Raw genomic sequence first — 1,457 nt, 5'->3', positions numbered from 1 at the left:
TCTTCTATCTTCAGAGTTTCCCCTGCGCCACTTTCCAGTACGGCTCGGGCAGCGTGTGAAATTTTGATTTTATAGCGATCAATAATCGTCAGTGCGTCAGCGCAACTGGTGTTATCGGGAACAGTTGGGCCTGAAGCGATATTTTCTGGATCATCCCCCGGTACATCAGAGATAAGCAGATTTATAACTTTAGCTGGGTAACAGGCTGCCGCTAACCGACCACCTTTAATCATGGAAAGATGGCGCCTGACACAGTTCATCTCAGAAATAGTGGCACCACAACGTAACAACTCTTTATTAATGGTTTGCTTATCTTCCAGAGACAACCCGTCAAAAGGCATAGGCAAAAGCGCTGAACCACCTCCGGAAATCAGGCATAAAACCAGATCGTCCGCAGTGAGGTCAGAAACAAGGTTAAGAATACGCTGCGCTGCCTTTTCCCCTGCGGCATCAGGTACAGGGTGGGCAGCTTCAATAATTTCGATATTACGGCAAGGTACACTGTAGCCGTAGCGGGTAACAACTAGCCCTTCGAGTTCCCCTCCCCAATGATCTTCCACAGCTCTCGCCATAGCAGCAGACGCTTTACCTGCACCAATAACGATCATTCGCCCTTTCGGTTTTGCTGGCAGAAAAGCAGGCACACACTGGTCGGGCTGAGCTGATGCGACTGCCGCTTCAAATATGTTTCGTAAAAGATCACGGGGGATAATATTCATAAGCCAACTTATTCAATCTGAGACCGGTCAACATTGAACAGGCATTTTTCACGCCAGAGTCTCTATTCTGGACAGCTATTTAACCACTGCAAATAATGTTGTAAAAACAAACGACGGAAAGACGTTCCGGTTACAGCATCAATATCATATGTGCTTATGCTTGATAGCGCATAGATACACACCCGGCTCTGTTCACAATAAATGTGGGTTGAGCCAATGGGATGCTTCCTGATCTAAAAAACTCTCTTCCGAGAAGATATGTGTCTTTAAAAATCGTTTCCAGCCCAGATAGCGCGATAAATATTTCGTTGCTACGCCTTTGAAAAAACCATTGATCCAACGTTTGAGCTCACTGTGATAAGCATTGACCGTTTGAATGTGATAAACCTCCTCTCGCACATACTGGCCTGCCGTAGTGACCAGCTCTTTCAGCGTCACGTTGAGTTGGTCTGCCAGTTTTTCATGGGACAGATGAGCATCCGTGCACAGGGTGCTGCCTGGTAAAATCCGTCCTGCCAGTTGCGTGAAGAGTTCATCGTTACTCACATGTTCGAGAACGGCATCGGTTACATGTTGCTGACGGTCGCAGGCCACCATGACGGGAATTTTTCTGATTGTTCCTGACTTTTCACTGGCATTCTCCGACGGCTTTTTCTTGCGTCTGGATCGACCACCTCGTTTGCGGGCTTCAGCACCCAACCCCCGCTGTCCTTTGCGGGATTCCCGGAAAAAGGTTTC

General features: G+C 47.8%; 2 protein-coding genes. Both read right to left on the bottom strand.

Features of this window, described 5'->3' with window-relative positions; all coding sequences use genetic code 11:
- Positions 1 to 719, bottom strand: a 719-nt coding sequence (locus tag QMA35_RS21660; RefSeq protein ID WP_281649208.1) for a glycerate-2-kinase family protein, incomplete at its 3' end; no start/stop codon positions are given.
- Positions 720 to 911: 192 nt separating this feature from the next.
- Positions 912 to 1,457 (bottom strand): IS1595 family transposase (locus QMA35_RS21655; protein ID WP_281649207.1); only part of this gene is annotated, 546 nt, incomplete at its 5' end.

The sequence above is a fragment of the Parendozoicomonas sp. Alg238-R29 genome, from assembly GCF_947331445.1.
Taxonomy (GTDB): Bacteria; Pseudomonadota; Gammaproteobacteria; order Pseudomonadales; family Endozoicomonadaceae; genus Sansalvadorimonas.
This window is presented reverse-complemented; position numbering and strand designations above follow the sequence as displayed.